The organism is Trinickia diaoshuihuensis, assembly GCF_003390925.1.
Taxonomy (GTDB): Bacteria; Pseudomonadota; Gammaproteobacteria; order Burkholderiales; family Burkholderiaceae; genus Trinickia; species Trinickia diaoshuihuensis.
Genome location: NZ_QUBS01000090.1, coordinates 73,607 through 98,991, shown reverse-complemented (window position 1 = coordinate 98,991; position 25,385 = coordinate 73,607). Strand labels below are relative to the sequence as shown.

Genomic DNA, 25,385 nt, shown 5'->3' with positions numbered 1-25,385 from the left:
TCCTTTCTAACGGTTACAGCGGTGACCGTCAGAAATATATCACTTGACACATTTTTTCCAACTGGAATAATTGTGACGAAATGACTTTTTCTTCAGGGCGGGACACGGCAATCATGTCAACGACAACGGAAGCGCGGCCACGCGGCCAGACGCAACAAGAGGGTGGGGGAGCCCCGCGACGCGCGCGTAGTCGCGTTTGGCTTATCGGCGTGCTGATCGTCGCGCTCGTAGCCGGTATCGCCTGGACCGCGCACTGGTGGACAGTCGGACGCTTTATCGAAAGCACCGACGATGCCTATCTGCAAGCGGATAGCGTGACCATCGCACCGAAAATCAGCGGGTACGTCACCCAAGTTTATATACGCGACAACGAATCGATCGCGGCTGGCGCGCCGCTCGTGCGGCTCGATACTCGGCAGTACGAAGCATCGCTCGCCCAGGCACAGGCCACGGTCGATGCGCGCGAGGCCGACTTGGCCCGGGCGCAGGCCGATTTGAAGCAGCAGCAGGCGGGCGTCGCGCAAGCGCAGGCGCAAGAACAAGTTGCGCGTGTCGCGGCGCGCCATGCGCAAGACGATGTGAGCCGCTACGCACCCCTCGCTGCGACGGGTGCCGAAACGAGCGAGCGGCTCGCGAGTTTGGTTAGTACGCGCGATCAAGCGCGTGCGACGGTCGAGGCCAACGCGGCCGCCGTGCGCTCCGCGCAGACACAAGTGGACGCCACGACGGCGCAGATCGCGCAAGCCCGCGCTCAGCTCGAAGCGGCGCGCGCGAGCTTGCGCCAAGCGCAATTGGATGTGAACGATACGACGCTTTACAGCTCGGTGGCGGGTAAGGTCGGCGACCGGTCCGTGCGGGTGGGGCAATACGTACAGCCCGGCACGCGCCTGCTCTCCGTCGTGCCGGTGCAAAGCTTCTATCTGGAGGCGAATTTCAAGGAAACGCAAATAGGCGGCATGCGCCCGGGACAACGGGCGACGCTGCACGTGGATGCGCTGCGCGGCATCGACCTGCACGGCGTCGTCGACAGCTTCGCGCCCGGTACCGGTTCTCAATTCGCGCTCCTGCCGCCCGAGAATGCGACCGGCAATTTCACGAAGATCGTGCAACGCGTGCCGGTGAGAATCCGCGTGGATGCGGATCCGAAAACGCGCGCATTGCTGTTGCCGGGTCTGTCGGTGACGGTCGACGTCGATACGCGGCCGGCCCAGGCCGACGACCGGGGGCTCGCCGGCGAGAACGCGCATGGCTAACACCGCATCGGCCCAGGCCGGCGGCGCCGTGCCGAGTCAACCGGAGCGCGCGCACGCGGTCGATTGGATCGCCGTGGCGGCGGGTTCGCTCGGCGCATTGATGGCGACGCTCGACATCTCGATCACGAACTCGGCGCTGCCGCAGATACAAGGCTCGGTGGGAGCGACGGGCACGGAAGGGACCTGGATCTCGACGGGCTATCTCATGTCCGAGATCGTCATGATCCCGCTTGCCGCGTGGCTCACGCGCGTGTTCGGGCTCCGCAACTTCTTGCTGACGAACGCCGCGTTGTTCATGGTGTTCTCGATGGTTTGCGGCGCATCGCATTCGCTGGAGTGGATGATCATCGGCCGCGTTGGGCAAGGGTTCACGGGCGGCGCGATGATCCCGACCGCGCAAACGATCATTCGTACTCGGCTACCGCGCTCGCAGCTCGCCGTCGGCATGACGATTTTCGGTCTCATCGTCTTGCTCGGACCACTGCTGGGGCCCGTCCTCGGCGGATGGCTGGCCGAGAACGTATCGTGGAAATGGTGCTTTTTCATCAATCTGCCGGTCTGCATCGCACTGCTTGCGTTGCTGGTTGCCGGACTGCCCGCCGATCGGCCGCATTGGCACGACTTCGTGAACGCCGATTGGATCGGTATCGTGGGATTGTCGATCGGCCTCAGTTCGCTCACGCTCGTGCTCGAAGAGGGGCAGCGGCATCAATGGTTCGAGTCGAGCGAGATCGTGACGTTTTCGGCGATCACGTTGCTTGGTTTCATCTTGATCGGCATCTCGCAGTTCGTTGCGGCCAAACCCATCATGCGGCTCGCGCTGCTGCGCAATCCGCGCTATGCGAGCGTCATCGTCATCGTCTTCGCCGTCGGCGCGGGGCTCTATGGCGTGTCCTATCTCGTGCCTCAATTCTTGAGCCTCGTTTCGGGCTACAACGCGGAGCAATCGGGCAACATCATGCTGCTCTCGGGAATCCCAGCATTCTTGATGATGCCGCTTTTGCCGAAGTTGCTCGGCAAGCTCGATTTCCGAGTGATGGTCGTGAGCGGGCTCGTGTGCTTCGCGGTCAGTTGCATGTTCGATACGAGTTTGACGGCGCAAAGCGCGGGTCACGATTTCATGTGGTCGCAACTGCTGCGCGGCGTGGGGCAGATGCTCGCGATGATGCCGCTCAATCAAGCGTCGATGTCGGCGGTCTCGCGCGAGGAATCGGGTGACGCGGCGGGCTTATACAACATGGCCCGCAATCTCGGCGGCTCGGTGGGACTCGCCGTGATCGGCGTCATCATCGACCGGCGCAATGCCTACCATGTCGCTGCGCTACGCGAGTCCGTCACCGCTAATTCGCTGATCGGGCAGGAGCGTGTCACGGCGAGCGCGGCGAGCTGGCTCGCGCGAACCGGCGATGCCGCCTACGCGAAGATGCAAGCGCTTGCGCAACTGGCCCAGCAGATCCAGCAGCAAGCCGTCGTCATGACGTATTCGGAAACGTTCTACCTGCTCGCGATCGCGCTCGTTGCCTGCATCCCGCTCGCACTGATGCTCAAACGGCCGGCGCTGCAGCCGGGCAACTCGCCTTCGGCGGGACACTAAAGGTTCTAGGCCTCGACTATGTCATTTCGTCGTTCCTCGCGGCTCGCCGCCGCTTCTTCAATCGTCGTCGCGTTATGCGCGTTGTCGGCTTGCACCGTCGGCCCGGACTATCGCGGCGCCCCCCCCGTCGCGGCCGACGCCGTCAACGCGGGCGCGTTCGTGCGGGCGCCCGGCGCGGCCGTCGTGGGCACTGCGCCTGAGCTTAGCGCGTGGTGGCGTCAGTTGGGCGATGCGCAACTCGATGCACTGGTCGAGGCCGCGCTCGCGCACAACCCTGATGTCCATGTGGCGCAGGCAAGGTTACGCGCCGCGCGCGCGCAGTTGATGCGCGCACGCGCGAATGAGTTGCCGAAGGTATCGGCCGACGCTGCTGCCGTTCGTCTGCGCAGCCCCGATCTTTCGAAGCTGACCTCGAACGGCAACGGCGGCAGCGGCGGCCGTGGGCCATTGCAGCTTTATACGGCGGGACTCGATGCGTCCTGGGAGATCGACTTGTTCGGCGGCACACGGCGCTCGATCGAGGCGGCGTCCGACGAAGCCGACGCGCTCGACGCGGATTTGGCCGATACGCAGGTGTCGCTCGCCGCGGAAGTGGCACAGGCTTACATCGATTTGCGCGACGAGCAGCAACGGCTCGTGCTGGCCAAGCGATCGGCCGAGCTGCAACAGCAAATGTTCGATCTCACGCGCCAGCGGCGCGCGCATGGAACGGCCGCCGATGTCGACGTCGAGCGCTTGGCGGGCCAAGTGCAAACGACGCGGGCCGCGCTCGTGCCGCTCGATCAGCAGGTCGCCGAATCGCTCGACCGGCTTGCCGTCTTGACGGGGCAGGCGCCCGGCGCCCTCGATGCCGAGCTCGGGGAGGCCCGCCCGCTACCGGCGCTGCCGGCAACCGTGCCCGTGGGCGACGCCGCCGCGCTGCTGCGCCGGCGTCCCGATATCCGCGCGGCCGAGCGGCGCCTCGCATCGAGCAACGCGCAAATCGGCGAGCATGTGGCCGACTACTTCCCGAAGGTCTCGCTGCTCGGCGACCTCGGATTCACGGCGGCCGATCCGGGGCACTTGTTCAGAAAAACGAATTTCTCGTGGCTCGGCGTGCCGTATCTGCAATGGAACCTGCTCGACTTCGGCCGGGTGGCCGCCGATGTCCGTTCGGCGCAGGCCTCGCGCGACGAGGCGAGCGCCCGCTACGAGCATACGGTGCTCGCCGCGCTCGAAGACGCCAATTCGGCGTTGTCGCGTTACGGGCATCAACGCGAGCATGTCGTGCGGCTCGAAGAGGTGGATGCATCGGCGCGGCGGGCGTCGACCTTGATGCGCCAGCGTTATAGGGCGGGCGTGGCAACCGCCATAGACCTGCTCGACACCGAACGGACGCAGTTCAGCGCGCAACAAGACGTGATCGCGGGGCGTGCCCAGTTGATCGAAGACTTCATTCAACTGCAAAAAAGCTTGGGTCTCGGCTGGCAACCACAGGCAAGCTGATCGGCTGCTTGCGTCGGCAGCTTTTACAAACGATGTAATTTGGATAGGCTAGCGCCTCTAGGATCAAGCTTTCGAACACCTATCGGGGGGGCTTCGTGTCCATGCGGCAGCGCAAAAAAATCATAAAAAAGTGACGAGATAAAGGCGTTCCGATCATGCGAACGCCCCGCCCAGAGCGCTCCGGGCGGGGTGCTGCATTTTTTTGAAATAATTTCGGCCTTTCCCCGGAATACTTTGTTCGTAGGCTAGTGCGGCTAGAGGAGAAGCGCATGAGCCACGACACTTTCGCCGACGCATCCGCCACGCTGGATCGACACAGCGAGGCCTCATTGGCCCCGCAACGGGCGCCGATCGCACGCGCGCCTCGCGTGGCGATCGTCCACGATTGGCTTGTCACCTACGCAGGCGCCGAGCGCGTGCTCGAGCAGATGATCGCCTGCTTTCCGCAGGCCGACGTGTTCAGCCTCGTCGATTTTGTTGAAGATCGTAAGTTCTTGCACGGAAAACGGGCGACGACTTCGTTCATTCAACGGCTACCACTCGCGCGCAAAAAGTATCGCGCCTATCTGCCGTTGATGCCGATTGCCATCGAACAGCTCGACCTCAGCGCTTACGATCTCGTCATCTCGAGCAGCCACGCGGTGGCCAAGGGCGTGCTGACCGGGCCCGATCAAGTGCACATCAGCTATGTGCACTCTCCGATTCGCTACGCCTGGGATTTGCAGCACCAATACCTCGAGCAGTCGAACCTGACGCGCGGGTTGCGTTCGGCGATGGCGCGGGCGGTGCTGCACTACATCCGCAATTGGGACACGCGCACGTCCAATGCCGTCGATCATTTCGTCGCCAATTCGCACTTCATCGCGCGGCGCATCAGGAAGGTCTATCACCGCGATTCCCGCGTGATCTTCCCGCCCGTGGACGTGCAATCGTTCGAGCTCGGGGAGCACAAGGAGGATTTCTATCTCACCGCTTCGCGCATGGTGCCGTACAAGAAGATCGATCTGATCGTCGAGGCGTTCTCGCGCATGCCGGGCAAACGGCTCGTCGTCATCGGCGACGGCCCGGAGATGAAGGCCATTCGCGCGAAGGCGGGGCCGAACATCGAGATCCTCGGCTATCAGCCTTTTGCCGTCTTGCATGACCATATGCGGCGCGCGAAGGCGTTCGTGTTCGCCGCCGAGGAGGACTTCGGCATCGCGCCCGTCGAGGCGCAGGCGTGCGGCACGCCCGTGATCGCTTTCGGTAAGGGCGGTGCGCTCGAAACCGTGCGCGAGCTTGGCGACCCTCACCCCACGGGAATCTTTTTCCGCGAGCAAAGCGTGCCGTCCATCGTTGCCGCCGTACGGGAGTTCGAGCAGAATGCGCAGCGCTTTTCGCCGTTCGATTGCCGTTTGAATGCGGAGCGCTTTTCCGTCGCGACGTTTCGCGAGCGCTTCATGTCATTCGTCGAACAAGTCATGCCCGGAGCGACGAAGTTCGGCGAGGATGCGCCCTCGGCGGGCGGCGACAGCGATCGTTCGCCCGCATCGATGCCCGGGTCGGTACGAGTGCTCGCGCTCGATCAAAGCGGCGGGCTCGACGAAGCGGAAGTATCGTTGCTCGATGTCGCGAGTCATCTGAGGGAATCGGTCGAAGTCGTGCTGTTCGACGACGGGCCGTTCCGTTTGGCGTTGGAAGAGGCGGGCGTGGCAGTGGACGTACTCGATGCTCCGGTGCTGTACGGCCAGAGCAGCGCCAAGCGTCAGCCGAAGTCGCGTACGCTGTCGGGCATCGTGTCGCTCGTGCGGGAGACGGTTAAACGCGCGCGGCATGTCGACGTCATCTACGCGAATACGCCGCGGACGATGCTCGTCGGCGCGCTCGCGGGCATGTTGGTACGGCGGCCGGTGGTATGGCACTTGCGTCAAAGCGTCGGCGCGGATCCGCTCGGAAGAGCCCAGCGCCTCGCGCTGAAATGGTGCGCGCGCGTGGCGCTCGATCGCGCGATTGCCGATAGCGTGGCCTCCAAGCATGCGTTCGAGGCGTTTACGAAAGCGCCACGGCTACGGATCGACGTGGTCGACGAGGAGCCGAGCGTGCCGCGCAGCGCCGAAGCGGCGAAGTCGCAGCCGTGCGTGCCTCGCAAGCGGATCGAGAGCGTTTCGGCCATCCTCGCGCAAGCCGCGATGCGTGGCGCGCGCTGATCGGCCTATAAAAATACCCACTATTTGATCAGATAGCTGTATTTCGGCGGGTTCGCGTCAACAATGCGCGTCGCGTAATCGACGCGCAACGACCGGTTTTTGTGGATGGCGCGCGATCCTCCCGGATCGCTCGCATCGAGCGGCGTACCGCTTGGGATGAGCGCACGCCGCGGTCACGATAACAATTACCCCAAGGGAACGAACGATGTTGAAAGTTACTAAAGCGGTGTTTCCAGTGGCGGGTCTGGGCACGCGGTTCCTTCCGGCCACCAAGGCAAGTCCCAAGGAGATGCTGCCCGTCGTCGACAAGCCGTTGATCCAATACGCGGTCGAGGAAGCGATCGAAGCGGGTATCACCGAACTGATTTTCGTGACGGGACGTAGCAAGCGTGCGATCGAAGATCACTTCGACACGTCGTATGAGATCGAAGCGGAACTCGAGGCGCGCGGCAAGGAGAAGCTGCTCGAACTGGTACGCGGCATCAAACCGAGCCACGTCGATTGCTTCTACGTGCGCCAGCCGGCCGCGCGCGGGCTCGGGCATGCCGTGCTGTGCGCCGAAAAGCTCGTTGCCGACAGCCCGTTCGCGGTGATCCTCGCCGACGATCTGCTGCATGGCTCGCAGCCGGTCATGAAGCAGATGATCGACGTCTTCAACCACTATCACAGCACGATCATCGGCGTCGAAGCGATCGCGCGCGAAGACAGCCGTTCCTACGGCATCGTCGAAGGGCGCGAATGGGAGGAGGATATCTTCAAGCTCTCGGGCATCGTCGAGAAACCTTCTCCCGAAGCCGCGCCGTCGAATCTCGGGGTAGTGGGCCGCTATGTCTTGATGCCGAGCATCTTCGAGCATTTGCGGCGCCTGGAGCCTTCGGTGCAAGGCGAATTGCAGTTGACCGACGCGCTGCATGCGCTGCTCGCCGAGGAGCAGGTTCTGGCCTACCGGTACTACGGCCAGCGCTTCGATTGCGGCAGCAAGCTCGGCTATCTAAAAGCCACCGTCGAGTTCGCGCTGCGGCATCCGGAAGTCGGGCGTTCCTTCGACATGTACCTGCGCGACTACGTCGGGCATCTCGCGCCGTCGTCGTAAAGCCGCGGCGCCCCGTGAGCAGCCGCTTGCTCGCCAGGGCCGCCCGGTATCTTCTCCAGCCTCTCTTCTCATCGACGCGCGCGCGGCATGCCGCCGCGCGCGCGTTCTCGTTCGCGACGCATTCCCATTCATCAAGCGGACACGATTCGTTTCTAAGCTTATCGCCCATTCGATCGGATTGCCGGCATGTCCGTGCGTCCGGTTTGGTGTGCGAATTCAGGAGCGGGAGCTGACAGTGGCGCGAACTCAGCGGCGATCGTGGTTTAGCCTTTTATGTGGGAGCAAACGTTTCGCTCCGGCGTCGCCGCTTGGCCGCGCGCGCCGCCTGCCGGTCGCGGCGTTTGCCGCGGTCGCGGCCGGGGCGGCTTGCGCGTTGGCTGCCGGCTGCGACGGCCGTCACGACGATCTCGATGCGCGATCGAGCGCGGCCGGCGCCGCGGCGATGCTGCCGGGAACGCGCGACAGCGTAGCGCCGCAAGCGGGCAACCGCGCGCAGGGATTCGACATGCAGGAGGGCGCTTCCGCGCGCGGTGCATCCGATGCGCTGCTGCCGCCCGTCATGCACACCGCCGACTGATTCGTTTGCTCGGCCAGCATCGAGGCGGGAGCGTGCATGCCGGAACGACGCGCTTATCGCCTATCTTCGTAGTGCCATCCGTTGCCGTTGTCTTGCAGTCGTTCGTTTTGCCGTAGTGCGCCGATGTGCGTCGCCGATGGCGAGGCCGTCATCGTTCCATTCCTTCGTCAGATATACGAATTCCATATGACATCGAAAAGCCGCCGTGATTTTCTGCGCGCCGCCGCTCAAGCGGCAGGCGCGGCCGCCGCGATGGGCGCGTTGCCCGCCGGTATCCGCAATGCGCTCGCGATTCCCGCGAACGACGCCACGCGCAGCATCAACGACATCGAGCACATCGTGATTCTCATGCAAGAGAATCGCTCGTTCGACCATTACTTCGGGACGCTTCGCGGCGTGCGGGGTTACGGCGACCGGCGCGCGATCCGCTTGCCCAACGGCAATAGCGTGTGGCAGCAGCCTTTGCTGGCCGATGCGGGCGAGGTGCTGCCGTTCCGGCCGAGCGCGCCCGATCTCGGGATGCAGTTCCTGCAAGACTTGCCCCACGATTGGACGACGACGCATAACGCCTGGAACGGCGGCCGTTACGACCAATGGGTCAGCGCCAAGGGGACGACGACGATGGCGTATCTCACGCGCCAAGACATTCCGTTCCACTATCAGCTTGCCGATGCCTTCACGATCTGCGACGCCTATCACTGCTCGGGCATGACGCCCACCGACCCGAACCGCTACTACATGTGGACGGGCTGGGTAGGCAACGACGGCAAGGGCGGCGGTCCCGTCATCGACAACGCCGAGGCAGGTTACGGCTGGTCCACGTATCCCGAGGTGCTCCAATCGGCCGGCATCTCGTGGAAAATCTATCAGGATATCGGCACGGGTTTGAACGCGGCCGGTTCCTGGGGCTGGACGCAGAATGCCTACATCGGCAACTACGGCGACAACTCGTTGCTCTACTTCAACCAATATCGCAACGCGCAGCCGGGCGATCCGCTTTACGAGCGCGCGCGCACGGGGACGAACGTCGCCGTCAGCGGCGGCTATTTCGACGTGCTCAAGCATGACGTCGCGAACGGCACGCTGCCGCAGGTGTCGTGGATCGTCGCCCCGGAGGCCTACTCCGAGCATCCGAACTGGCCCGCGAACTACGGCGCGTGGTATGTCGATCAAGTGCTGCAGGTGCTGACGTCCAATCCGGCGCTATGGAGCAAGACCGCTTTGCTTATCACCTACGACGAGAACGACGGCTTTTTCGATCACGTGGCGCCGCCGTTCGCGCCGTGGTCGAAGGAGACGGGCTTGTCGACCGTCGATACCGCGAACGAGTATTTCCCCGGCAACGCCAGCTATCCGGCCGGTCCCTACGGCTTGGGGCCGCGCGTTCCGATGCTCGTGGTGTCGCCGTGGTCCAAGGGCGGATGGGTCTGCTCGGAGACGTTCGACCATACGTCGATCATTCGCTTCATCGCCCGCCGCTTCGGCCATGCGCACAACCTGTGCGAGGCGAACATCACGCCGTGGCGCAAGGCCGTTTGCGGCGATTTGACGCGCGCATTCGATTTCGCGAACCCCAACGCGGCGTTCCCGACGCTGCCGAGCACGACCGGCTATGCCCCGCCCGACCAGCAGCGCCACCCCGACTACGTGCCGTTGCCGCCGCTCGTGCAGGCCAAGCCCGCGCAGGAACCGGGCGTGCGCCCGGCGCGTGCGCTGCCCTATGAGCTTTTCGTGCGCGCGCATGCGGATGCGGGCGATGCGCAACTGCGCTTGAAGTTTACGAACACGGGCCACGCGGGCGCCGCTTTTCAGGTCTACAAGGCGCATAGCCTCGAGGCGCCGCGCGCCTATACCGTCGAGCCGCACAAGCACCTCGCCGACGAATTCGCGCTCAACTTGGACGGCAGCTACGATTTCGCCGTCCACGGGCCGAACGGTTTCGCGCGGCATTTCGCCGGACGCGCCGTCGCAGCCCATTGGTGGAGCGCGGGCGTGGCCGTGCCCGAGGTCGTCGAGTCGTACGACGTGGCCAACGGCAACATCGAATTGTGCCTGCAAAACAAGGGGTCGGCGGCTTGCGAGTTCACGATCGTCAACGGGTACGACGGCACGACGCACAAGCGCCGCGTCGCCGGCGGCGAAAGTGTGGACCTGTATGTCGATTTGCGCGCGCACCATGCCTGGTACGACTTGCACGTGAGCGTCGACACCGACCCGTTGTTCGTGCGCATGCTGGCCGGTCACGTCGAAACGGGCCGCCACAGCATGAGCGATCCCGCGCTCGGCATCGCCTGAGCGCGGCTCTCCGAGCGCGCTCGATTCGAGGGGGCTTGCCCCCTCGGTCAAACCCTCTACACCTGTCGTCGAAGGCGCTCGCCGATCGACGACAGGCCCGCCCAGCCGCGAAATAGTCGGCCCCGCGCAACAAAACCCCTGTAAACACGCTCCCGAAATACAAAAAGAGATGCATGAAGCCGCGCGGCGCTTGTAGAATCCGGCGTTGAAGCGTTGCACATGGTGCCCGTTTCACGCGTTCAACGACCAACAGGTAGGAGAAACATGGTTACTTCCGCAAAGAAGGTTGCGAAAAAGGCTGCTGCCGCACCGGCGAAAAAGGCAGTTGCGAAGAAAGCTGCTCCGGCGAAGACTGCCGCGGCTAAGAAGGTCGCCGTGAAGGCGTCCGGCGCTCCGTCGCCGATCAAGGACACCTTCACGAAGGCCTCGCTGGCTGCTCACCTCGCGGAGCGCGCGGCTGTCGAACCGAAGTCGGTCAAGGCCGTCCTCGCGGCGCTCGAAGACACGATCCTCGGCTCGGTCCACAAGAAGGGCGCAGGCGAGTTCACGCTGTCGGGTCTGCTCAAGATCGTCGTTCAAGCCGTTCCGGCGAAGAAGAAGCGCTTCGGCAAGGATCCGTTCACGGGTCAAGAGCGTTGGTTCCCGGCCAAGCCGGCCAGCGTGCGCATCAAGGCACGTGCGCTGAAGAAGCTGAAGGACGCGGCAGCGGGCTAACCCGGCCGTTGCAGTAAGCAAGAATCCGCAAGGGCAGAGATGCCTTTGCGGATTTTTTTATGGCCGCCGGGTTTGCGCTCGTGGGTACCAAGCGGGCATGCGGCGTGCGTTGCAGCAGCCATCTCGTCGAGAGGCTCGCATGCAAAACCACCCGTTCAACGTCACCGGCTGGCATCGCTTCCTGTTTGGTGACGCATCGGCGGCCTTCCTGCTCGAGGTCCTGCTCCGGACGGGCCTCACCTGGTTTCTACTGACGGTCACGATGCGCCTGCTCGGGCGCCGGGTTGCGGCGCAGTACACCTTGTTCGAAATATCGATTGCCGTGACCCTGGCCGCGGCCATCGGCGTGCCGCTGCAGGCGTCGAATCGCGGCATGCTGCCGCCGCTCGTCATTGCGCTCGTCGCGGTGGTGCTGCAACGCACGCTCGCGAGAGCGGGCACCAAAAGCCGCCGAGTCGAGACGCTGATTTCGACCGACATCACGCTGCTCGTCAGCGACGGCCGGCTCGACGCTCGCGCGTTGCGCCGCACCGCCATGCCCAAGGAGAAAGTGTTCGAGGCGATCCGCATGCGGGGCCTGCAGCACCTCGGTCAGATTGGTCGCCTCTATATGGAGCCGTCCGGGGCATTCTCGGTCGTTCCCGCGCGGCCCGTGCGTCCGGGGCTGAGCGTCCTGCCTCGCATCGACACCGAACTGGTGCGCGAAGGGGCGGTACAGGGCTGGTATGTTTGCGAGCAGTGCGGCGGCGCGCTCGAAGCGCAGCATCAGCCCGATGCGCCGTGCGCGCATTGCGACGGCTCGCGATGGATGCCGGCGGTTAGGGAACTGGAACGATGAGCGCGTTCATCGATCGGCTACTGATCGGCGAGGGTCCGTGGCCGTTCCTGATCGAGGTCGTCCCACGCGCCGCGTTTATGTACGCGATGCTGTTAATTGCGATGCGCATGATGGGCAAGCGCGTGGCGGCGCAACTGAGCATCACCGAGTTGGCTGTAATTCTGATGCTGGGCGCGGCGATCGGCGTGCCGATCCAGGTGCCGTCGCAAGGCGTGCTGCCGGCGTTGGCCGTGTTGCTGGCGGTCGTCTTCCTGCAGCGCGCGAGCGCGAGGGCGAGCTTGCGCTGGCGGCGCATCGAAATCATGACGCAAGGCGACGTGACCATCCTGCTGAAGGATGGACGCATTTTGATCGAACAACTGAACCGAAGCGTCATCTCGCGCGAGATGCTCGCGTCGGAATTGCGCGCCGCCGGTATCGCCCACCTCGGACAGCTTCGCCGCGTATATCTCGAAGCATCGGGCTCGGTCAGCTTCGTCAAGCGTAAGCGGCCGGAACCCGGGCTGCCGCTGCGGCCCGACATGGACGTTGAAAAACTGGACGGCTACGCGGCGGACGGTTTTTTCGCGTGTTGGCGTTGCGGGCTCACACGCGCGAGTGCCGAGCGGCCCACCGAGCGTTGCCCTGCATGCAACGCCTGCCGATGGGAATCGGCCGTGCGGCTGCCGGAGGAGAGCGCCTAGCATTCGCGCGGCGGCCGCGCGACAGACGCCGGGCGCGGTCGCCTCGATCGTTCAATGATTGCGGTAGAGCGAAGCGGGCGCGGGGGACGTTTCCGGTTCGCGCGGTTGCGCGAGATGCGGCTGGCCCGCGTTCGCGCTTCCGTTCGCGCTGCCGCCGTAGCCGCTCGCGGCATTCATCGCCGCCACCTTCGCTTCGGCGGCTTGGATGTCTTCCGGGTAATGCGGGTCGTTGCCCGCGGCGGGGCGCCAGCCCGTGCTTTCGAGTTGGATGAGTTCGGCGCGTACCTGCTCGCGTGTGATGGGCCCGTTCGATTGCGATTGCGCGAACGAAACGGCCGGAACGATAAGGACAGAGGCGAGCGCAATGGCGCGGACAAGCGGTTTCACGTTGATGATCTCCGTGGGTTGAAGTGATCGGCATACGTACCGAATCGATGACCCAGTGTAGAACCGCCTGCGCGTGGGTTTAAGGCGGGTGCCCAGAACGATTCTTTCCGGCAACGGCCGCAATCGTCCTATTCAGGCGGCGACGGTTTGCCCTCGCATGCCGATCGCGAGGTCGTTCAGCGTCGACGCATCGCGTTCGAGTCGAGGAGGCAGCCACTCGCTAATGAAGTTGATCCATGAGCGCGTGCGCGCATCGACGAACTTATGCGAGGGATAGAGCAGGCACACCTGACGCGTATCGAGCGTGTAGTGCGGCAGCACGCGCACGAGCGTGCCGTCGCGTAGCTCGTCCAGCGCGGCATAAGCCGGAATAGCCGCGATGCCCATACCCTCGCGCGCCGCAGTCGCCAGCGATTCCGCGATGTTGATGCTGACCACGCTTTCCACTTCCTGAACGACGACTTCGCCGTCCGGTCCCTCCAAGCGCCATACGCTGGGAGCGGCTACGCCGGTGCCGAGCGTCAGGCATGAATGCGACGGCAACTCGTGCGGCGAATCGGGTTCGCCGCGCGCATCCAAATAGGCGGGCGACGCGCACAAGATGCTGTGCGAGTAGCCCATCCGGTGCGAGGTCATACTGCTGTCGGACTGCGACGACAAAGCGACGACCGACGCATCGTGCATCCCGTCGAAGAGATTGGGCAGCGACTGCGATAGGCTCAATTCCACCTGCACTTCGGGATAGCGGACCCGATAGTCCTTGATCGCGGGCATCACGTGCCGCTGACCGAGGCTCGCCAGGCTATGAAGCCGCAGTAGACCGCTCGGACGGTCCGCGGCGCGCGCGGTGTCGTCCTCGGCTCGCACGACCTCGGCGAGAATGCGCCGGCATCGTTCGGCATAGACGAGGCCTTCGGCGGTCGGGGCAATACGTCGCGTGGAACGGTGGATGAGCCGTGTGCGCAGATGTTCCTCGAGTTCGCTGATCGCTCGCGAGGCGGTGCCTAGGCCTACGTCGAGCGATGCCGCCGCCGCGGTGAAACTGCCCGTATCGATGACGCGGACGAAGATCTGCATGTTGTGCAAGGTGTTCATTCGGCGAAGTATCGCGGTGCGCCGTTTCGTCGCTGTTTCATCGCCGCGCATGGCGCATTTCAAATGTAACCAGCGTTGGAAGGCGATGGGCCACCGCGCGCCGTGTGGTTTCGATGCAACTGGCATGGGGCCGCCACCGCGCGAATCGATGCCGGCGCGCCCCGCCGAGGCCCGCCGCGGCGGCACTGTGACTAATGCTTGAATCATTACGCGCGTCCACGGAACGGAGCGATCCGAATGAATAGGCTTTTCTCGAGCGCGGCAATTCCTACACTCTCGTCCGCTGATTCATTCAGTCATCCGAACAATCGTGGAGCTCTTACGTGAAAAAGTTGCACTTGGCACTGTCCGCAGTGGGTTTGGTCGCCGCGTCGGCGGCGCATGCACAAAGCGCGGTAACGCTGTACGGCCTGATCGATGCCGGGATCATGTACACGAACAACGTGGCCAGCGGCGGCGCGCACGGCCCGTTGTGGCAAGCGACGAGCGGCAACATCAACGGCAGCCGTTTCGGCGTTCGCGGCAGCGAGGATCTCGGCGGCGGCCTGAGGGCGCTGTTCGTGTTGGAGAACGGATTTAACGTGCAAAACGGCAAGCTGGGGCAAGACAGCCGATTCTTCGGCCGTCAAGCCTACCTCGGTCTTTCGAGCCGCACGTTCGGCACGCTCACGCTGGGCCGTCAATACGATTCCGTCGTGGATTACGTCGCTCCGTTGTCCGCGACTGCCGGAACCTTCGGCGACGCCGGTTTCGCGCATCCGTTCGACAATGACAATCTGAACCACTCGGTGCGGATCAACAACGCCGTCAAATATGCGAGCAACAGCTACCATGGGCTGAAGTTCGGCGGTATGTACGCGTTTTCGAACAACCAGAATTTCTCCGCCGATCGCGCCTATAGCTTCGGCGTGAGCTACAACAACGGCCCGTTGAACGTCGCTGCCGGCTACCTGCAGATCAACGGCTCGACAGGTACGAGCGCGAGCAGTCCCGGTGCCGTCGATATCGCCGAATCGGCCGCCAATAACAAGGGCGGCTTCGTGCTGGGCGCGGGCGTGCAACGCGTGATCGGCGGCGGCGTGAACTATGCGATCGGCCCCGTGACGGCCGGTTTCGTCTATACCCACAGCCTCTTCGAGAACTCGACGTCCTTCGGTTCGACCGGCTCGAACGTGTCGTTCAACAACTATGAAGTGAACGGCAAGTATGCGGTCACCCCGCAACTGACGTTGGGTCTTGCCTATACGTACACCGACGGCCATGTCGACAACACGGCGACGTACGGCAACGATCCGAAGTGGCATTCGGTCGATTTCCAGTCTGTCTATGCACTGTCCAAGCGCACGGACGTTTATCTCGAAGCGATGTATCAGCACGCGTCGGGCAGCCACTACGTCGCCTTCCTGAACACCGCGGGCGGCGCTTCGTCGACGGCAAACCAGGTCGTCGGCACGCTCGGGATGCGTACGCGCTTCTAACGGAATCCGGTACCCCTGTAGTTCGTAGTCTGTAGTCTGTAGTGCGCTCTCGCTTCGCGAGAGCGGTAGTCCCTTGAGTCTCTTGAGTGAGTTTTTGCGCGGCGTTCTCGCCGCGCTTTTTTTTTGAGACTGCCGCGGGCCGTTTCAGGTGTAACGCGGCGGGCCCTATTCGACATGCCGTTGCAACGGCGGCGCCTGATTCTGTTTCGCCTTTGCACGCAGCGCCCGCGCTAACGCAATCGTGACTTCCCAATCTCTTCCCGAATCGCCGCTTTCGCAACGAAGCGCCGCGTCCAAGTTTTTTCGGCGGTTGCGCGCCGCCGCCGCGGATTTCGCCGCGCGCGACGGTTTGATATGGCTTCACCTCATCAAGACTACGGCCGCGGCCTTGACCGCGCTCGGCATCGCAATGACGCTCGAGTTGCCGGCGCCTCCCGTCGCGATGGTGACGGTCTTCGTTTTGATGCAGCCCGTAACGGGCATGGTCCTCGCGAAGTGTTTTTATCGCGTCCTCGGCACGGCGGCGGGGGCGATCGCCGCCGTGGTGTTCGGCGCCGTATTTCCACAGCAGCCGGAACTCTATCTTGCGGTACTCACGCTTTGGACGGCTAGCTGTACGGCACTCGCGGTTCGATTCCGGCATTTCCGCTGGTATGCCTTCGTGCTCGCCGGTTATACGGCGGTGCTTGTCGGCATACCGGTCGTCACGCGTCCCGACGCGCTCTTTATCGCGGCGATGACGCGCGCGGCCGAAGTCACAATCGGCATTCTGGTTTCGGCGGCATTCAGCGCGCTCGTGTTTCCCGTTCGCGCGGGCACGGCGCTCATGCACGGACAGCGCCGGCGCCGCCAGGCGATTCTCGAACTATGCGCCGACGTACTCGCCGCGCGTTGCGGCGACGCGGCTTTTCAGCAGCGCTTCGCGGCCCTCGCGGGCGGCATCGCGGGGTTCGAGGCCGCGCGGACATTCGCGTCGTACGAAGACCCTAATCTGCGCATGCGCAGCCGCCGCTTGACCAAGATCGACGCCGAATTCGCCGCGCTCTGCTCGCGGCTGCACGTGCTCGAGCAGCAGCTCGAACGGCTCGATCGCGTGGGGGCGAACGCGCTGACCGCCGGCGTGTGGCCGGCGTTGCGGCGGGCCGCCGCGCTGATCGACCGGTTACGCCGCGATGAGTCCCCGCTAGATGATGCGGCGCCGCTCGCCGCGCTGGCCGGTCTTGCTTCCTCGCTTGCGCCCGCGGCGCCGGAGCCGGCTGCCGCGAACGAAGAAACCGCGTCGTTCGTCGAAGCGCATACGATGCGTGAAGCGCTGCGCCGGCTGATCGGCAGCCTGCTCGCGTATTTGGAAGCGGAGGCGGGCCGGTCTCGAACCGATCCGGCGCCGCGCGTGCGCCCGCCGCCCACGCGTACGAGCGCCTACGTGGTCGCGCTCACGTTCATCCGCAATGCATTGACCGTCGGCGCCGCCGGCGCGTTTTGGCTGTTCACTGCGTGGCCGAGCGGGGAATTCGCCGTCATCGCGGCAGCGATCGTCTCCGGTTTGACGTCGGCCGCCCCGCGGCCGGAGAAGCTGTCGATGCAGATCGCACTGGGCGCGGCGGCCTCCGTGGCGCTCGGGTATCTCTATCTTTGCTACGTCTATCCGGCCATCGACGGCTTTCCGTTGCTTTGCTTCGTGCTCGCGCCGATCGTTGCCGGCAGCGCCTTCCTGGCGACGCGGCCGACCGTGTCGGGATACGGCATTGGTTTGTGCGTTTTCTTCGTCGTCCTGGCGGGCCCTGACAACCTGATGCGGTATGCGCCGGATGCGCTGCTCAACAACGGGCTCGCGGCGGTGTCGGCGCTGTTCGTGGCCGTGCTGATGGGGACCATGGTGTTTCCGTTGCAAACGCCATGGGTGGTCGGCCGGATTCAGCGCGATCTGCGTCGCGAGGTGGCGTTCGCCTGGACGACCCGGCTCGATCGGGCCGACGCTCACTTTCACGGGCGGACTCACGATCTTTCCTCGCAGTTGCGCATGCTGCTCGAACCGGGAACGAGGCGCTACGACGAGGCGTGGCATTGGCTGCTCGCCACGCTCGAACTTGGACAAGCGCTGCTGGACCTGCGCGCGAACCTCGCCCAACTCGTGCCGGCGCGCGCATCGGGCGCCCCGCGCTGGGCACGCTGCGTCGAACACGCCGGACGGCGCGTGGCCGATCTTTTCGAGCGTCCCGATGCGCGCCGCGCGGCGCTGGCTGTGCGTGCCGCGGATCGCGCGCTCGCCCGGGTCGATGCGCAGTCGCGCAGGACCGGGCGTGGGGCACGGCAGGCCGCCTTGCTGCGGCTGTCCGGCGACCTATCTCTCATGCGCAGCGCGCTGCTCGACTCCGATGCGCCGTTTCATCGCTAGGGTGCGCGCCGCGTGCGAGCGCAGGCTCCGCGGCATTGAGCAAGGTCGCCGCTATTTCGCCGCTATTGACGCCGGCATGCAAAGTCTCCTTTCCGCAGCGGCTGCTTAATTGCAGCGGGGTGCCGCCTTATAGTTCCTTCCATCGCAGCACAGTTCGCTGCATGTTTGGAGTCCAGCCGTGAAAGCCCTGCAATGCCTCGTTCTCTCCCTTTCCCTTTGCGCTGCCGTTGCTCATGCGCAGAACAGCGCGCCGGAGTCCGCCGCCGCTAGCCCGGCGGTCACGCAAGCGAGCGCCGGCGCGCAGCCAGCGGCGCGTACGGCCGGTCGCGACGAGCAGCGCCCCCAAGCTTCGCACGAGGACAAATGCGTCGGCCCGATCTCGTTTTGCAACATCTATTTCGGCGGCTGACGCAGCCGTGCCGCTCCCGGTTCGGTGCTCGCATGTTGCGGATGTAACCTAGCGGCCTGAAATTCGAAACGAGCCGGTAACCGCGCGCCCGTACCGTTGCCCTTGCCAGCCCGCGTCCAGCGGGCATAGCGGCGGGGCGAGACGATACTGTGAGTGCGGACAAAATTCTTGTGATCGAAGACGATCCGATGATGCGCGAGTTAGTCGTCGCGACCTTGCTCGACGCGGGTCTCGCGGCGACGGCCTCGCTTGCCGAAGACCGAACCGGATCGATGCCGGCCCTGCTCGTCGTCGATCTGGGCGAGCCTAAGACGGGCGGCGCGGATAGGCTGCGTGCGTTGCGCGCGCGTTATTCGAATGCACGAATCGTTGCTATCTCGGGCCGTTTCCGGTTCAATGCCGCCACGGCGGCCTCGGTTGCGCGGCAACTGGGCGCGGACCGCGTGCTCGCGAAACCGCTCGACTGCCGCGCGCTCGTTGCCAACGTCCGAGAATTGATGAACGAGCTCATCCAATAACGCCTGCCTCGCGAAACGTGTCCACCCCTTCCCCCGGCAGGCCCGCCGGTACCTACGACGGCTGGCCGATCCATAGCCGCTACCGCACGACGGTCGCGGGCGGTCTGCTGCTCGTCGTCCTCGTTTGCCTCGCAGCCTTGCACAACGTTCGAGAGGCGCGGCGAGTCTCGCTGGCCGAGGGCCATCGCACCGTCGCGCTCATTGCACACGTGCTGGCCGATCGCGTCGGCGGCGTCATCGACCAAATGCCGGCGGCTGGACGAAACGAAACCGATCCGCCGCCGGGCCTCGACTGCGCCGCGGCGCTTGCGCCCGTGGGCGAGCTTGCGCGTGACGAAGGTTTGCGCGTGACGCTCCAGGGCAACGGCACGCATCGCGATTTTCGATGCTGGGCCGGAGCGGCGCTGACAGAGGACGCATTGCGCGATCTCGAGACTGCGCGCCTGCCGGTGCCCGGCTATCCCCTGGAGATCGACGTGGGCCGGCCGCGCCGGGACATCCTGCGCGAGTGGCGCGCCAACGCTTGGACCACCCTTGTGCGCACGCTAGGGATCTCCTCGTTCGTGCTCGTCTTGCTCTACGCGATGGTGCGTCAGGTCCGCCGCCAGGCGTTCGCCGCCAGCGAACTCGCGGCCGGCGAGCAGCGCTGGCGCGCCGTTTTCGACGAGGCGCCGGTCGGCATCGTGATGCTGCAGCCGAATCAGCCGTACATGGTGGCCAACCCCGCCTTCAAACGCATGGTGGGCTATTCGATAGATGAATTGCAGCAGTTGGGCGCGTCCGACATTACGCATCCCGACGATATCGAACTCATGCAGGCCAAGATCGGCGCGCTGGAGCGCGGCGAACGTTCGTCGGTCAAATTCGAGAAGCGTTATTTGCATAAAGACGGGCGAGTCATTTGGACGGAGATCACCATCTCGCGGCTCTCCGAAACCGGCGCGCTGAACGGCATGCTCGTGGCCGTGATCGACGACGTTAGCGCCCGCCGGGAGGCCGAGGTCGAACGCCTGCGGCTCGAGGCGCAACTGCGCCAATCGCAGAAACTCGAGGCGCTCGGCACATTTGCCGGCGGCATCGCCCACGATTTCAACAATATCCTGAGCGCGATCGTCGGCTACGGGGAGCGCGTGCTGCGCGCCCTCAGTGCGGATTCCCCGTTGCGTCATGACGCGCAGCAAGTGCTCAACGCGGGTATGCGTGCGAGCCTTTTGGTCGAACGCATTCTCGCTTTCAGCCGCAGCGGCATGACGGCGCGCTTGCCCGTTCATGTCGAACAGGTGCTCGTCGAGACCGTCGAGTTGCTCAAGGCGAGCTTGCCGCCCGACGTCACGCTCCATCTCGATCTGTCGGCGCCGCAGGCGTATGTGCTCGGCGATCCCACCCACTTGCATCAGGTCGTCATGAACCTATGCAGCAACGCGCGTCATGCGTTGCATGGGCAAGGAACGATCAGCGTGTCGGCTCGGGAAGTGTCGCCGGCGCAAGCATTGGCCTTGACCTCGGGCACGCTTCAGAGCGGCCGCTACGTACGCATCGGCGTGACGGATACAGGCGCCGGCATCAGTCCCGAGGTGCAAGAGCGGATGTTCGATCCGTTCTTCACGACGCGCAAAGCGGTAGGCGGAACGGGGCTCGGCCTTTCGTTGGTCGACGGCATCGTGAAGGAGTACGGCGGCGCGATCGAAGTCAAAAGCGAAATCGGACGGGGCACTCGATTCGACATCTATTTGCCGCTGTCCGCGGAGCGTCCGTCCGCGCCGCCGCGACGGACCATCGAGACGCAGCGCGGGAACGGCGAGACGATTCTGCTCGTCGACGACGAGCGCGCCCTCGTGCAACTGTGTGAGGATCTGCTCGCCGAGCTCGGTTATGAGCCGTTGGGATTCTCGTCGCCGCACGAGGCGCTGGAGGCGTTCCTGTCGGACCCGGCGCGTTTCGACCTGGTGCTCACCGACCATTCGATGCCGGAGATGACCGGCACCGAACTGATCGCGAAGATACGCGCCGTGCGTACCGATTTGCCGGTCCTGCTCATGAGCGGTTACGGCACGGCAGTGGCGGAGCAAGAGTCGCGCACGCTGGGCGTGCTCGCTGTTTTGAAAAAGCCGGTGCTGCTCGTCGACCTGGCGGCCGCCGTGCGCGATGCGTTCAGGCGCAGTGGATCGCCTTGAACGAACGGAAGGCGCGGCGCTTGCCGCTATAATTTTTGTTTGTGCAGTCGAACGCGGTCCCACATGAACGACATCAATCCGGCCCACGTACTCGTTGTCGACGACGACGAAGCGGTGCGCAATCTCATTGCCGCCTATCTGAGCGAAAACGACATGCGGGTCAGCGTCGCGGCCGACGGCAAGCAAATGGCCGAGGTGCTCAAGGAGCAAGCCATCGACCTCGTCGTGCTCGATCTGCGTTTGCCGGGCGAGGACGGTATCGAGATCGCGCGCAAGATTCGGGAACGATCCACACTTCCGATCATCGTAGTCTCGGGCCGCCGCGACGAAGCCGACCGCGTCATGGCGCTCGAACTGGGCGCCGACGACTATCTGACCAAGCCGTTCAGTTCGCGCGAATTGCTGGCCCGCGTGCGGGCGCTGCTGCGTCGCTCCGCGGCCGCGGCGTCGGTGAGCGGGCGCCAGCTCGATGCGCGCGCGTACCGCTTTGCAGGCTGGCAATTGAACATCGGTACGCGCAAGCTGACCTCGCCCGCGGGCGAAAACGTGCCGCTGACCAACGGCGAGTTCTCGTTGCTGAGCGCGTTTTTGGCTGCGCCGGGCCGGGTGCTGACGCGCGAGCAACTGCTCGAGGCGAGCCGCTTGTACGACGATGTCTACGATCGGTCGATCGACGTTCAGATCTTGCGCTTGCGGCGCAAGATCGAGCACAACCCGTCGCGGCCCGATTACATCAAGACCGAACGCGGGGCGGGGTATGTTTTTTCGGTCCCGGTGGAGAAGCTGAGCCGGGCGGTGGCGGGTTAGGCCTCTTCGGGTTCCGCGACGAGACTCTTCAGGGCGCGCTGATCGCGCGCCAGCGCGGGCGGCAGATACTCGCGCATGAAGTCCGACCATGTTCGCGTTCTCGCATCGAGGTAGCGGCGCGACGGAAACAGCGCGCAGATATCCTTCGTCTCGAGCGTATATTCGGGCAGCACGCGCACGAGCGTGCCCGCGCGCAATCCGGCCAACGCGGAGTAGACGGGCAGGGGTCCAATGCCCATGTCCGCCCGGATCGCACCCACGAGCGATTCGGCCATATTGATCCTGAATACGCTGTTGATCGCGATGCATTCGGTTTGGCTGCCGTCCGCCTTTTCGAGCGTCCATTCGCGGGGCGAAAACGTCGGCGTGCTCAGGGCGAGACAATCGTGTTCGATCAAATCGCCGGGATGAGCGGGCGTGCCGTGCGCATTCAGATAGGCTTGCGACGCGCACAGTACGCTATAGGTCGAGCCTAAGCGGTGCATGACGATTTCGGAATCGCGCAGACTCGAGACGGCAAGAATCGACGTGTCGCAGGTGCCGTCGAAGAGATCGGGCAAGCTTTGCGAGAGTTCGAGCTCGATCCGCACGCCGGGATGCAAGCGGCGATAAGCGCCGATTGCCGGAACGATATAGTGTTGGCCGAAGCTCGCGAAGCTATGGATACGCAACACGCCTTGTGCGCGGCTACTGGCCTCACAGACCTCTTGTTCGGCCGCGTCGATGGCTTGCACGATTTTTTGACAGTGCTCGAGGTAGTTGCGCCCCGCATCGGTCAATGTAATGCGCCGCGTGGAACGAATCAGTAGACGAACCCGTAGATGCTGCTCGAGTTCGCTCACTGCTTTCGATGCGGACGCAGGGCTCATATCGAGTGCATCGGCCGCGGCCGTGAAACTGCCCGATTCGATGACCTGCATAAAGGTCCGCATGTTCTGCAAAGTGTTCATAACCGGTTCCGTTGCTGCAAGCGTGTTTCGAAGGGAAGATGGGTGACCAGGGCGGCGACGAACATCGCCGCGAGGACGGCAATCGTCAACGGCGTCAGACGGTCGAGTGCCGTGCTGCCGAAGCGCCGCGCATCCGCGTCGCCCTCGATGACGAGCCAGCCGGCGCCTAGCAAGGCGTAACACAGCACGGCGCCGATCCCGCTCCATAGCGGAAAAATCGTGGCCCACGCGAACTCGTCGCCGATGGAGGGTGCTCGCTCGAGCGGAATATTCCTCGCGCACATACCGGCCGTCACGCCCTGCGCGAAGGCGGCGACCAGCGAAGCGGCGAAGAGCAGTCCGTCGTACCAGCCGCGCGTTTCACGCCTCTTCGGGCGCCATTCGAGTGCGATAGCGCGTAGCGTCAGCGCCGCGAGCATGGCCGAGACAGGCGCGTAGAACGGCGTAAGAGAGACCGAGCGGAGCGTCGGAAAGAGACCGAACAAGACGGTGCCCGCGACCACGAGCGAGGTCCCGGCGCCGTCCCCCCGGGGCGAGATCGAGGCGATTAGCGCATCTCGCCGCGACGAGCTTGCCGCAAAGCCGCTGAGAATGCCGACGCCGAGGCCGAAGCCGTCGAATGCGACGTAGGCGGCAAGGGCAAAGGCCAATTCGGCCGGCCAGAACCAGGCAAGCATGACTTGTTTCGCGATGAGCGGTTAAACGCCGACGTGCATCGTAGGCGTGGATGCCCCGGCTAGTGGGGACGGATGGAGTGTGGTGCTCGTCTGTTGCCGCGCGATTGCGATTCGGCCTAGGCCCGTTACATTCGTAACGGGCGTGGTGGCGAACGTCGATGCGTGACCGCGCTGGCCGCCCTATCTGGAGGGGCGATGCGCCCTCCGAAGGGGCGCAGGCGGGGAGAAGGCGGGGAGACTTAGTGCGTGGCGCCGTTCGGCTGATAACCGTCCGTCAGCGTTTGCAAGAACGCGACGATGTCCTTGATATCGGCGTCCGTCATCGCCGGAGCGTCGCCCGGCTTGCGGTCGAACGGTGCGTCGGCCGTGTCGATATTGGCGTGATACTTCGCGGGCAGATCGTCGTACTTCATGACGTGGCCCTGCGCATCGTGCGGATAGATCTTGCCGGGCTCGACATCGCGCAGGTTGTAAAAGGTCATGACTTGATCGAGCGAGTGGTATACGCCGTTATGAAAGAAGGCATGGCGCGTGGCCGCATTGCGTAGCGTGGGGGTAAGGAACATACCGCAGTACTGCGTTTGCGATGCGAGGTCGGTGCGATGCGGGCCGCATACGCCCATGTCGAAATAGTCCGCCTTACGGTTGACTGCGAGCGCGCCGTTGCGCGGTACGCCGAGCGCTTCGTACTGGTAATCGGTAAACATCGGCGGCAGGCCGTCACGCGAAGGCTTCGAGAGATGGCAGCCCGCGCAATTGGCCTTGGCCGGATCGTTGAACAGTTGCAGGCCGCGCAATTCGGCTCGTGTCAGACGTGCGCGGCCTTCGAGCCAGTAATCGTATTTGCTCGAATACGGGTGGAACGAAGGATCCTCCACTTGGTAACGCGCGACGGCGAACATCGCCTCCGACAACAACAAGCGCGGATCCTTGAAAACGTTCGGCCCGAACAGTTGCAGCAGTTCGGTGCGGTAAGCGCCGCGTTGGAACTTGGCGGCGACGTCGGCTTCGCTCGTATTCGCCATCTCGACCGGATTCATGAGCGGTCCGAACGCTTGCGCTTGCAGCGTATCGGCGCGGCCGTCCCAGAACATGCCGCCTTGCGGCACCATCGCGGGCGCTGCCGGTGCAGCCCCCGCCGTCTTTTGCGCGCGCGCGACGCCCGAGGCCGCGGCCGCCTCCTGCGCGAAATTCACCGCCGTATCGGCATCGGCGGTGTCCGGGCCGATACTGAAATTCGGCTGTCGATTCAGATACATCAACGAAGGCGGCGGCCGGTCGCCTTGCAGCGTCATGTCCGGTCCGCCGAATTGGACGGGCAACGCGTTGGGCGGACCGTAAGCGTGCGCGGGGCTATGGCACGACGCGCAGGAGAGCTTGCCCGACGCCGAGAGGCTCGGGTCGAAGAAGATCTGCTTGCCCAGTTGCGCCATTGCGCTCAACGGGGCAACGGCGGGGCGCTGCAGGTGCACGGGATGGGCATTGGCGCCCGTCAGTTGCTCCACGATGTCGCCCACGGCAGCCGGCGTGCGCTCGGGGTAAGCCAACGCCCACGCACAGGCGAGTACCGCCGCGAGCGCGACACCGGCAGCGGCGGCGCGAACGAGGATCTTGCGGCGGTGGGACGAGCGAGCGCCTGCGGCGGGCGGGTTCGGCAAGACGGAATCGAGCGGTTGCATCGTGTCGTGGATGAAACGTGGAGTGCGATCTAACAAAAGACCACAGCCCGTTGCCGGGCTGTGGGGACTCATCGTTGCGCCGGCGCGATGTGCGTCAC

General features: G+C 64.4%; 20 protein-coding genes and 1 pseudogene. 16 read left to right on the top strand and 5 right to left on the bottom strand.

All coding sequences use genetic code 11. The features are described from left to right. Window positions 1-113: 113 nt before the first annotated feature. The 10 genes and pseudogenes from DXT59_RS28725 (at window position 114) to DXT59_RS28680 (ending at window position 12,718) form a co-directional block, all read left to right on the top strand. Window positions 114-1,253, top strand: coding sequence for an HlyD family secretion protein (locus DXT59_RS28725; protein WP_116141669.1), 1,140 nt, complete (start codon window positions 114-116; stop codon window positions 1,251-1,253). Beyond that, a complete protein-coding gene (locus DXT59_RS28720) occupies window positions 1,246-2,847 on the top strand; it encodes an MDR family MFS transporter (protein ID WP_116141668.1) in 1,602 nt (533 codons plus the stop codon). Before DXT59_RS28725 ends, DXT59_RS28720 begins: the two co-directional genes overlap by 8 nt. 18 nt (window positions 2,848-2,865) lie before the next feature. After that, complete coding sequence (locus tag DXT59_RS28715) at window positions 2,866-4,332, top strand: efflux transporter outer membrane subunit (protein ID WP_116141667.1); 1,467 nt, start codon at window positions 2,866-2,868, stop codon at window positions 4,330-4,332. Between the two features lie 269 nt (window positions 4,333-4,601). Beyond that, a pseudogene (locus tag DXT59_RS28710) lies at window positions 4,602-6,395 on the top strand (glycosyltransferase); the annotation flags it as partial. Between the two features lie 328 nt (window positions 6,396-6,723). Then, entirely contained in the window at window positions 6,724-7,611 is an 888-nt protein-coding gene (gene galU, locus DXT59_RS28705) for a UTP--glucose-1-phosphate uridylyltransferase GalU (RefSeq protein ID WP_116141665.1), read from the top strand. Between the two features lie 373 nt (window positions 7,612-7,984). After that, on the top strand, window positions 7,985-8,188 hold the full coding sequence (locus DXT59_RS30900) for a hypothetical protein (RefSeq protein WP_162878296.1): 204 nt from the start codon (window positions 7,985-7,987) through the stop codon (window positions 8,186-8,188). Between the two features lie 186 nt (window positions 8,189-8,374). Next, window positions 8,375-10,483, top strand: coding sequence for a phosphocholine-specific phospholipase C (locus DXT59_RS28695; RefSeq protein WP_116142238.1), 2,109 nt, complete (start codon window positions 8,375-8,377; stop codon window positions 10,481-10,483). 264 nt (window positions 10,484-10,747) lie between these two features. Then, window positions 10,748-11,197, top strand: a complete 450-nt coding sequence (locus tag DXT59_RS28690; protein WP_116141663.1) for an HU family DNA-binding protein — start codon at window positions 10,748-10,750, stop codon at window positions 11,195-11,197. Window positions 11,198-11,336: 139 nt separating this feature from the next. Next, the gene (locus DXT59_RS28685; protein ID WP_240324726.1) at window positions 11,337-12,035 is read left to right on the top strand and encodes a DUF421 domain-containing protein; all 699 of its coding nucleotides are present in this window, start codon (window positions 11,337-11,339) and stop codon (window positions 12,033-12,035) included. After that, the gene (locus DXT59_RS28680) at window positions 12,032-12,718 is read left to right on the top strand and encodes a DUF421 domain-containing protein (protein ID WP_116141661.1); all 687 of its coding nucleotides are present in this window, start codon (window positions 12,032-12,034) and stop codon (window positions 12,716-12,718) included. The genes DXT59_RS28685 and DXT59_RS28680 overlap by 4 nt, the downstream gene beginning before the upstream one ends. 51 nt (window positions 12,719-12,769) lie before the next feature. Here the strand turns inward: DXT59_RS28680 and DXT59_RS28675 are convergent, their stop codons facing one another. Both DXT59_RS28675 and DXT59_RS28670 read right to left on the bottom strand, forming a co-directional pair. Continuing rightward, window positions 12,770-13,105, bottom strand: coding sequence for a DUF4148 domain-containing protein (locus tag DXT59_RS28675; protein ID WP_116141660.1), 336 nt, complete (start codon window positions 13,103-13,105; stop codon window positions 12,770-12,772). Window positions 13,106-13,237: 132 nt separating this feature from the next. Next, on the bottom strand, window positions 13,238-14,200 hold the full coding sequence (locus DXT59_RS28670; RefSeq protein ID WP_116142236.1) for a LysR family transcriptional regulator: 963 nt from the start codon (window positions 14,198-14,200) through the stop codon (window positions 13,238-13,240). 323 nt (window positions 14,201-14,523) lie between these two features. Between DXT59_RS28670 and DXT59_RS28665 the strand changes: the two genes are divergently transcribed. The 6 genes from DXT59_RS28665 to DXT59_RS28640 all read left to right on the top strand — a co-directional run bounded on the left by DXT59_RS28665 (window position 14,524) and on the right by DXT59_RS28640 (window position 21,981). Then, on the top strand, window positions 14,524-15,678 hold the full coding sequence (locus DXT59_RS28665; protein WP_116141659.1) for a porin: 1,155 nt from the start codon (window positions 14,524-14,526) through the stop codon (window positions 15,676-15,678). 241 nt (window positions 15,679-15,919) lie between these two features. Then, a complete protein-coding gene (locus tag DXT59_RS28660) occupies window positions 15,920-18,073 on the top strand; it encodes an FUSC family protein (protein ID WP_162878295.1) in 2,154 nt (717 codons plus the stop codon). A 178-nt stretch (window positions 18,074-18,251) separates the two neighbouring features. Beyond that, on the top strand, window positions 18,252-18,482 hold the full coding sequence (locus DXT59_RS28655) for a hypothetical protein (RefSeq protein WP_116141657.1): 231 nt from the start codon (window positions 18,252-18,254) through the stop codon (window positions 18,480-18,482). 149 nt (window positions 18,483-18,631) lie between these two features. Further along, window positions 18,632-19,000, top strand: a complete 369-nt coding sequence (locus DXT59_RS28650) for a response regulator transcription factor (RefSeq protein WP_162878294.1) — start codon at window positions 18,632-18,634, stop codon at window positions 18,998-19,000. Window positions 19,001-19,017: 17 nt separating this feature from the next. Beyond that, window positions 19,018-21,174, top strand: coding sequence for a PAS domain-containing sensor histidine kinase (locus DXT59_RS28645; protein WP_116141655.1), 2,157 nt, complete (start codon window positions 19,018-19,020; stop codon window positions 21,172-21,174). A gap of 63 nt (window positions 21,175-21,237) precedes the next feature. Next, entirely contained in the window at window positions 21,238-21,981 is a 744-nt protein-coding gene (locus DXT59_RS28640; protein ID WP_116141654.1) for a response regulator, read from the top strand. Here the strand turns inward: DXT59_RS28640 and DXT59_RS28635 are convergent. The 3 genes from DXT59_RS28635 to DXT59_RS28625 all read right to left on the bottom strand — a co-directional run bounded on the left by DXT59_RS28635 (window position 21,978) and on the right by DXT59_RS28625 (window position 25,359). Continuing rightward, on the bottom strand, window positions 21,978-22,931 hold the full coding sequence (locus tag DXT59_RS28635) for a LysR family transcriptional regulator (RefSeq protein ID WP_116141653.1): 954 nt from the start codon (window positions 22,929-22,931) through the stop codon (window positions 21,978-21,980). The genes DXT59_RS28640 and DXT59_RS28635 overlap by 4 nt on opposite strands. Then, the gene (locus DXT59_RS28630) at window positions 22,928-23,608 is read right to left on the bottom strand and encodes a cytochrome d ubiquinol oxidase subunit II (RefSeq protein ID WP_116141652.1); all 681 of its coding nucleotides are present in this window, start codon (window positions 23,606-23,608) and stop codon (window positions 22,928-22,930) included. The genes DXT59_RS28635 and DXT59_RS28630 overlap by 4 nt, the downstream gene beginning before the upstream one ends. A 239-nt stretch (window positions 23,609-23,847) precedes the next feature. Further along, window positions 23,848-25,359, bottom strand: a complete 1,512-nt coding sequence (locus DXT59_RS28625) for a cytochrome-c peroxidase (protein ID WP_162878293.1) — start codon at window positions 25,357-25,359, stop codon at window positions 23,848-23,850. Window positions 25,360-25,385 lie beyond the last annotated feature (26 nt).